Origin of the sequence: Plantibacter flavus, assembly GCF_051487245.1 — a bacterium.
In the GTDB taxonomy this organism is placed as follows: Bacteria; Actinomycetota; Actinomycetes; order Actinomycetales; family Microbacteriaceae; genus Plantibacter; species Plantibacter flavus_B.
Window position 1 is genome coordinate 542,976 of the sequence record NZ_JAHVDH010000005.1, and the last position, 7,934, is coordinate 550,909.

Annotated in this window: 10 protein-coding genes; 7 read left to right on the forward strand and 3 right to left on the reverse strand. The window is 70.0% G+C overall.

The annotated features are described in order from the left end of the window. Positions 1-36 precede the first annotated feature (36 nt). Together KXS11_RS15425 and KXS11_RS15430 are read left to right on the forward strand one after the other, a co-directional pair. On the forward strand, positions 37-453 hold the full coding sequence (locus KXS11_RS15425; protein WP_437386496.1) for a DUF2269 family protein: 417 nt from the start codon (positions 37-39) through the stop codon (positions 451-453). 3 nt (positions 454-456) lie between these two features. Further along, positions 457-768 carry an NIPSNAP family protein gene (locus KXS11_RS15430; RefSeq protein ID WP_437386497.1) on the forward strand — a complete coding sequence of 104 codons (312 nt, stop codon included), beginning with the start codon at positions 457-459 and terminating at the stop codon, positions 766-768. Positions 769-821: 53 nt separating this feature from the next. Here the strand turns inward: KXS11_RS15430 and KXS11_RS15435 are convergent, their stop codons facing one another. From KXS11_RS15435 to KXS11_RS15445, 3 genes are all read right to left on the reverse strand, one after another. After that, on the reverse strand, positions 822-1,259 hold the full coding sequence (locus KXS11_RS15435; protein ID WP_437386498.1) for a hypothetical protein: 438 nt from the start codon (positions 1,257-1,259) through the stop codon (positions 822-824). Between the two features lie 118 nt (positions 1,260-1,377). Beyond that, complete coding sequence (locus KXS11_RS15440) at positions 1,378-2,601, reverse strand: sensor histidine kinase (RefSeq protein WP_437386499.1); 1,224 nt, start codon at positions 2,599-2,601, stop codon at positions 1,378-1,380. Then, positions 2,598-3,266, reverse strand: a complete 669-nt coding sequence (locus tag KXS11_RS15445; protein WP_437386500.1) for a response regulator transcription factor — start codon at positions 3,264-3,266, stop codon at positions 2,598-2,600. The genes KXS11_RS15440 and KXS11_RS15445 overlap by 4 nt, the downstream gene beginning before the upstream one ends. A 246-nt stretch (positions 3,267-3,512) precedes the next feature. Between KXS11_RS15445 and KXS11_RS15450 the strand changes: the two genes are divergently transcribed. From KXS11_RS15450 to KXS11_RS15470, 5 genes are all read left to right on the forward strand, one after another. Beyond that, positions 3,513-4,634 (forward strand): peptidoglycan-binding protein, encoded by a 1,122-nt coding sequence (locus tag KXS11_RS15450; protein ID WP_437386501.1) that lies wholly within the window; start codon positions 3,513-3,515, stop codon positions 4,632-4,634. Further along, positions 4,631-5,335 carry an ABC transporter ATP-binding protein gene (locus KXS11_RS15455; protein WP_437386502.1) on the forward strand — a complete coding sequence of 235 codons (705 nt, stop codon included), beginning with the start codon at positions 4,631-4,633 and terminating at the stop codon, positions 5,333-5,335. Before KXS11_RS15450 ends, KXS11_RS15455 begins: the two co-directional genes overlap by 4 nt. Beyond that, the gene (locus KXS11_RS15460) at positions 5,332-6,552 is read left to right on the forward strand and encodes an ABC transporter permease (RefSeq protein ID WP_437386503.1); all 1,221 of its coding nucleotides are present in this window, start codon (positions 5,332-5,334) and stop codon (positions 6,550-6,552) included. The genes KXS11_RS15455 and KXS11_RS15460 overlap by 4 nt, the downstream gene beginning before the upstream one ends. 65 nt (positions 6,553-6,617) lie before the next feature. Next, positions 6,618-7,142, forward strand: coding sequence for a hypothetical protein (locus KXS11_RS15465; protein WP_437386504.1), 525 nt, complete (start codon positions 6,618-6,620; stop codon positions 7,140-7,142). Positions 7,143-7,245: 103 nt separating this feature from the next. After that, positions 7,246-7,934, forward strand: a 689-nt coding sequence (locus KXS11_RS15470; RefSeq protein ID WP_437386505.1) for a DUF222 domain-containing protein, incomplete at its 3' end; no start/stop codon positions are given.

The following is a 7,934-nucleotide window of genomic DNA, read 5'->3' on the forward strand; positions in this document are numbered from 1 at the left end:
CCCCAGCAGGCCGCACGGCTTCGCTAGGCTTGGCGTATGGAAACCGTCTTCTCGATCCTGCATGTCGTGGGCGCCGTCTTCATCGTCGGGCCCATGGCGATCCTGCCGATGTCGGCCATGCGAGCGGTTCGTGCGGGCAACTCGGCCCAGGTCGCGACGCTCGCCACGTCGACCGCCATCTTCAGCTACCTCACGCTGGCGGTCATCGTCCTCGGGTTCGGGCTCGTCGGGCTCGCCGACCCGAAGTACGAGCTGTCGGTCACGACTCCGTGGGTGCTCACCTCGATCATCCTGTCGGTCGCCGCCGTCGTCCTGAGCCTCGTCCTCGTGGTTCCGGCGATGAAGCGCGCGGCGAACGGCGCGACCGGTGGTTCAGCGCGGATCAGTGCCGGTTCGGGGATCGTCGCCATCCTGCTCGTGGTCGTCACCGTCCTCATGGTGTGGAAGCCGTAGCCCATGATCACCATCCACCTGCGCTACGAGATCGACCCGGACCAGGCGGAGGCGTTCCGCGAGTACGGGCGGCGCTGGATCGTCCTCGTCGAACGCTTCGGCGGCACCCATCACGGCTACTTCCTGCCGAGCGAGGGCGACAGCGATGAGGCGTTCGCGCTCTTCACCTTCGCGTCCCTCGCCGCCTACGAGCAGTACCGGTTGGCCTCGACCACCGACCCGGAGTGCATCGCCGCCTACGAGTACGCCAAGACGACTCGCTGCATCCGTCGCTACGAACGCCGGTTCCTCACGCCGCTCTTCGCGGAGGCCTGACCAGCCGGCACGTCGGCAGCGGGCTCGCACGGGCGCTGCTCTGGAGGCCGCCATCACACGGCGCACGCCCTCGCCTCGTCGAACAGTTCTTCTGGGAGCTCCCACGTTCCGTCGGCGGCGGGGTCGGGGACGTCGAAGCCCTTGTCGCGGAGGCACTGGGCGCGCTCACGGAAGTCGTCTGCGATCTCCTTCCGGGTCGGCTGGTCCGGGTTCACCGGCGGCGGGCCGAGCTCTGCCGCACACGCATCGTAGGCGTCGAATGAGGCGTCACCGTCGAGGGTGATGGCGGTCCCCGGATCCGGATCCTCGACGTCGATCCCTCGATCGCGCATGCACGCCGCCAAGCCGATCTGGTAGTCGTCGAAGGCGTCGTCGTAGGAGGCCCCCGTCTGCTCGCCGCCGGCGCCGGGGTCGGCAGAGCCCGGCGAGCAGGCGGTCAGCCCGAGCGCGAGCGCGAGGATGGACAGGGCGACGAGCGGGGTGCTGCGCATGGGGAGGGTCCTTTCTGAGGCGCGACCGGTGTCGATCGCTGTCCCATCCCAGCATTCGGGCCGTTTCGTGGTCGTCTGCTGCGCTGCATACGCCCGCGATACCCCGCAGCCCGAGCCCTCACACGCGCGGGAACTCCACACGCACGCGCAGCCCACCGTCGTGGTTGGCGGCGATGTCGAGCGTGCCTTCGTGGGCGACCACGATGCTGTCGACGATCGCCAGACCGAGCCCGCGCGACCCGAGCTCCCCGGAGGTCACCCGTCCGACATCGCGGTAGAACGGCTCGACGAGTCTCGTGAGGCGATGTTGCGGCACGACGGCGCCCGTGTTGGTGATGGTGACGACCGCACGCCCTCCGTCCGGCCCGCCGGTGACTCCCGCGCGCACGACGATCTGCCCGCCCTCGACGTTGTGCCGGACGGCGTTCCGCAGGAGGTTCCCGAGCAGCTGGGCGAGGAGGCGAGGGTCGGCGTCGAGGGGCGCGCGTCTCGTGTCGACCTGGACGTCGATCCGCCGGGCGGTCGCCTCGCCCCGAATGTCCGCGACGGCCGCCTCGACGGCCTCGCCCGCGTCGCATCTCGTCGTCTCGAGCTCCTCGTGGGTGAGGTCGGCGAGGTCGAGGATGGCTTCGACGGTCTGGATGCTGCGGGTGTTCGTCTCACGGAGCCGCACGACGAGGTCGCGCATGTCGGCATCGAGTCGGGTGTCACGAGCGGCGACGTCGAGCATGGTCTGCGTCGTCGCGAGCGGCGTACGGAGTTCGTGAGAGGCGTTCGCGGCGAACCGGCGATGGGCGTGGAAGGACCGCCCGAGGCGTTCCAGCATGTGGTCGAACGTGTCGGAGAGCTCCGTGATCTCGTCGCGCGGCCCGGCGAGGGCGACGCGGTGGTCGAACGCGCCCGTGGCGGCACGCTGCGCGGCGATGCTGATCTCGTGGAGTGGTTTGAGCATGCGCCCCGAGATGATCCAACCCGCCCATGCGCTGAGCGCCGCGAGGACGAGGAGGATCACCGCCGAAGCGATGAGCAGGGTGTTGAGGATGTCGGACTGATCGGACACGACGAGTGCCGCGGAACCGCTGGTCGGCAGAGCGAGACCGACGCTGGTGTCGTCCGAGGGCTGGGTCTGCGAGAACTGCGTGGCAGCCGTCGCAGTCGTCGCGTCGACCGTCACCGAGCGGATCGCGTAGGTCGGCACGTAGCGCATGAACAGGTAGATGCCGCCGAGCATGATCGCGCCCGCGACGGTGAAGAGCGCCGTGTAGGTGAGGGTGAGCCGCGCCCGGACGGTGAGGCGACGAGGGCGTCCGTGCAGGGCGGCACGGTCCGCGTCCACCCTCACGTCACCGCCTCATCGATCCGGTAGCCGCTGCCCGGGACGGTCTGGATCACCCACGGCGATCCGAGCCGACGGCGCAGGTTGGAGACCGTGACGCGGATCGTGTTCGTGAAGGGATCGGCACGTTCGTCCCACGCCTTCTCGAGCAGCATCTCCGCGCTCACGACGCCGCCGCCGGCGAGCAGCAGCTGCTCGAGCACGGCGAACTCCTTGCGCGACAGGCGGACGTAGGCACCGTCCCTGGTGACCTCGCGGCGGAAGGGGTCGAGGCGGATACCCGCCCGTTCGAGCACCGGCGGCCTCGCATCGGTGGTGCGCCTGGCCAGCGCGCGGAGGCGCGCGACGAGTTCAGGGAACTCGAACGGCTTCGCCAGGTAGTCGTCGGCACCGATCCGCAGGCCCGAGACCTTGTCGTCGAGCCGTCGTGCCGCGGTGAGCATGAGGACGCGGATCTCGGGGTGGTCCTCGACGACCCGACGGCACACCTCGTCGCCGTGCGTCCCGGGGAGGTCGCGGTCGAGCACGAGCACGTCGTAGTCGGTCACCGTCACGGCTTCGAGTGCACTCGTACCGTCGTGGACGATGTCCGACGCGATCGCCTCCTGTTCGAGCCCGGTACGGATCGCCCGCGCGAGATACACCTCGTCCTCCGCAATCAGCACTCGCACGGCGATTCCTCCTCATGATCCAGACCACATGACGTCCATCTGATCGTTCGGTGTATCAGTCAAACAGATGCGGTGTTCACGAAACGTAAAGGCTGCAGGGCGGGGCCTGGGAATGCGCCCGGCGGCCGGAACCGAGCGCACACCTTTCGAAAACGTCTGCAAAACCGTTGACGCTGCCGCAACCGCCGAGGAGGTCAGCTGGATGACAGCCGCCGGGTACACCGCGGCGTCAGCGTAAGGATCAGCATGAACACACCCCTCGACGAGCATTCGATGCTCGACCCCGACACCGCCCACCCTCGTCGTCGCCGGGGGCTGGTCGCCGGACTCGCCATCGGCGCCCTCCTCATCGCCGGTGGCGTGACCGCGTCGGTCGTCGTCCAGCAGGGGCCCGCTGCGGCTGAAGCCGACGACGGACCGGCCGTGCGGACCGGTACCGCACAGGTCGAGCGCGGGACGCTGTCCGGTGTCAGCCAAGCCCAGGGCACCCTCGACTACGCCGACAAGCGTGACATCGCGGCGGGATCGGCGGGAACGATCACGGCGACTGCCGCGGTCGGCAGCCAGGTCTCCCTCGGCAGCGGCCTCTACTGGATCGACAACGTCCCGGTGCCGCTGCTGCACGGCCCGCTGCCCGCGTGGCGCGCGTTCGGCCTGGGGATGGACGACGGCCCCGACGTCCTGCAGTTGGAGATGAGCCTCGCCGCGCTCGGCTACTTCGACCGCACCCCCGACCACGAGTTCGCAGCATCCACTGAACGAGCGATCGAGGAATGGCAGAAGGCCCTCGGCGTCGAGGAGACCGGCCGGCTCGAGCTCGGCTCGGTCGTCTTCATGGTCGGAGACGTCCGAGTCGGGGCGGAGGAGGCCGGCGTCGGCAGCCAGGTCGCCCCCGGCGGCACGGTGCTGTCGGTGACCTCGCTCGAGAAGCGGGTCGAGGTCGAACTGGGACTCGCCGATCAGCGCCTCGCGGTGGCCGGCGCCCCGGTCTCCGTCTCGCTGCCCGGCGGCACGAGCACGACCGGCACGATCACCGCCGTCGGCGTCCCCACCGAACGGGAGTCGAACGGGCAGAAGTCCGTGGTCATCCCCGTCACCGTCGCGCTGGACGATCCCGCCGCCGCAGCGGACCTGCAACGCAGCACCGTGACCGTCGGCTTCCCTTCGGAGCGACGGGAGGACGTGCTCTCGGTCCCGGTGGAGGCGCTCGTCGCACTCGATTCCGAGACGTTCGGCCTCGAGGTCGTCGGCTCCGATGGAACGACGAAGCGCGTTCCCGTCACGACAGGGCTCTTCGCCGACGGCAGAGTCGAGATCACCGGTGACGGAATCGACGCCGGCGACGACGTCGTGGTGCCGGAATCATGACGCGCGATCACGTCGGGGCGACCCACATCGTCCGCCTCGACGGCGTCGGTCGCAGCTACGGCAGCCCACCCGTGCACGCACTCTCCGAGGTCGAGCTGACGATCGACGACGGAGAGTTCGTCGCCATCGTCGGCCCGAGCGGATCGGGGAAGTCGACCATGCTCAACCTCATCGGCACGCTCGACCGACCGAGCACCGGTTCGGCGTTCATCGACGGCGAGGACGTCGGGCGTCTCTCCGACGCCAGACTGTCGGCGCTCCGCGCACATCGCATCGGCTTCGTGTTCCAGCAGTTCCACCTCGCGGAGGGCACGAGCGCTGTGGACAACGTCGCCGACGGGCTCGTCTACACAGGCGTCCCGCGCACCGATCGGCGGCGGCGTGCGATCGCAGCCCTCACCCGTGTGGGGCTCGGTCATCGGCTCGACCACAAACCGAACCAGCTGTCCGGCGGTGAACGCCAACGCGTCGCCATCGCACGGGCGGTCGTCGGCGAGCCGCCGCTCCTGCTCGCGGACGAACCGACCGGCAATCTGGACTCCGCCTCCGGCGCGACCGTCGTGGCCCTCCTGCACGAACTGAACGCGTCCGGTACGACGATCGTCGTCATCACCCACGACGTCGAACTCGCAGCCCAGCTCCCCCGCCGCGTCGCGATCCGCGACGGCCGCGTCGTCTCCGACTCCGGGAGGGCCGCATGACCGCCCTCCTCGCACGCGCGCCTGAGGACGCGGCGGGCCGACGCTCGAAACTGCTCACCCGCGACGTCCTGCACCTCGGCACGACCGGGCTGCGTGCCCGGCCGACGAGAGCGATCCTGTCGGCACTCGGCATCGCGATCGGCATCGCCGCGATGATCGCGGTGGTCGGCATCTCCTCGTCCAGCCAGGCCAGGCTGAACCAACAGCTCGAATCGCTCGGCACGAACCTCCTGCGGGTGAGCGCCGGCCAGAGCTTCTTCGGCGAGGAGGCGAAACTCCCGCCCAACGCGGTGGCCAAGGTCGGCATGCTCGACGGGGTGCAGCACGTCGGGTCGACGGCCAGCTTGCCGGACCAGTCCATCTACCGCAGCTCCCTCATCGAATCCGGCCGCACCGGCGGCATCGGCGTGCACGCGGCCTCAGCCGGGCTGTTCGAGGTGGTGGGCGGCGAACTCGTCGCCGGCTCCTGGTTCAACCGGGCCACCGCCGCGTATCCGACCGTCGTCCTCGGTGCGAAAGCAGCGGAACGGCTCGGCGTCACGACCATCGGCGGGCTCGTCTGGTTGGGCGATCACCAGTTCACCGTCATCGGCATCCTCGCTCCCGTCGCGCTCGCCGAGGAACTCGACAGCTCGGCCCTCATCGGCGAGGAGATCGCCGCGTCGCTCTTCGGCTTCGAGGGCAACCCGACGACCATCTACGAGCGGTCCACGGAGGAGAGCGTCGGCGAGGTCCGCGAGCTCCTCGGTCGCACGGTGAACCCGCAGGCGCCGGAGGAGGTCGAGGTGTCGCGTCCGTCGGATGCGCTGGCTGCGAAGAACGCAGCCGACCAGGCGTTCACCGGCCTGCTGCTCGGGCTCGGCTCGGTCGCGTTGCTCGTCGGCGGCATCGGCGTCGCGAACACGATGGTGATCTCGGTCCTGGAGCGTCGTCGCGAGATCGGACTGCGGCGAGCGCTCGGAGCGACGCGCGGGCACATCCGCTCGCAGTTCCTCACCGAGGCGCTCCTCCTCTCGGCGCTCGGCGGCGTGGCGGGTGCCGGTCTCGGCAGCGCGGTCACCGTCGTCATGGCGACGGTCTCCGGATGGCCGGTCTCGATCCCACCGCTCGTGCTTGCGGGTGGGGTCGGGGCGACGCTCGCGATCGGCGCGATCGCGGGCCTGTATCCCGCGATCCGTGCTGCGCGCACACCACCGACCGAGGCGCTCAGCAGTTGACCACCTCCACACCTTCCCCATCCGCATCCACATCCACATCCACATCCACATCAGAAAGGCATCACATGTTCACCGATCACACGCCCCTTCGTTCCATCGGACGCACGAGAGTGCTCGCAGCCCTGCTGGCGGTACCGCTCCTCATCGGCGGGCTGGCCGCCTGCAGCACGGGCGGCGACGCTGAGGCCGAGGGCTCCCCCTCCGGCGGGACCGAGGCCACGTGGGAGGACTACCAGCTCGCGTACGCCAAGTGCATGCGCGGCGAGGGCATCGACTACCCGGACCCGACCGCAGAGGGCACGCTCTCGCTGAAGTTCGACGAGGACAACGCCGAGGCGATGAACACCGCATCCCAGAAGTGCTCAGACGAGTTGGGCACGCCGCCTGCTGCTCCCGGCGGCGACAAGAGCGATGCGGAGATCCGCGAGGAGATGCTGAAGATGGCGCAGTGCTTCCGCGACAACGGACTCGACGTCCCAGACCCCAAGGAGGGAGAGGCGTTCGCCATCCCGGCCGACGCCCCCGCCGAGGTCTTCGAGGCGTGCGGGCTCGGCACGGGCGGTGGTGCGGCGGTCACCATCCCGGGGTGAGGTGACGCCGCCCTCTCCTCGCCGGAGGGGGCGGCCCCTCGCGTGGCTCACCTCCAATCGACTGCCCCTCTCGAATGTCAGTGGTCCATGGTGGACTGGAGTCATGACCGAGACCACGGACCACGCGCAGGGCATGCACCCTGGGGACGCGTTCGCGGAGCGGTTGGCGTCATTCACGGACCGCTTCGTGGCGCTGTCCCGGCAACGCGCAGCGCTCGACGCCGCGGAAGCACGGCTCCTCGCGGAGGCTGCGGCGTTCGCAGACGCGACCGCACCGTCGGTGGTGCCGTCGGCAACCCCGTCGGCGGAAGCACGCAGTCTGGCCCGGCGGTCGATGTGTGCGTCGCTCGCGATGGCCACCCACACCTCAGAACCCACACTGCAACGCCGCATCGGCGAAGCGGAAGCCCTCGTCCACCACGCACCAGCCGTGCTCGACGCCCTCGCCACGGGCACGGTCAGTGCCGGGCACGCGCAGGTCATCACCGATCAGCTCCGCGACGTCCCCGCGGCCGGCCGCCGGGTCTTCCTGGAACAGGTGCTGCCGTTGGCGGAACGCTCCACCCCGCCCCGACTGAAACAGCGCGCCCGCATCCTGCGAGAGCGCCTGCACCCGGAGTCCATCGCCACCCGCACGAGTCGCTCCACGTCCGACCGGCGGGTGGACGTCGAGCCCGCCGCCGACGGCATGGCCTGGGTGCACCTGTTCACCACCGCACCCCTCGCCTACGCGATCCGGGAACGCCTCGACGCCGCCGCGATCCCCACCCGGGTCGCGGGTGATGCGCGGAC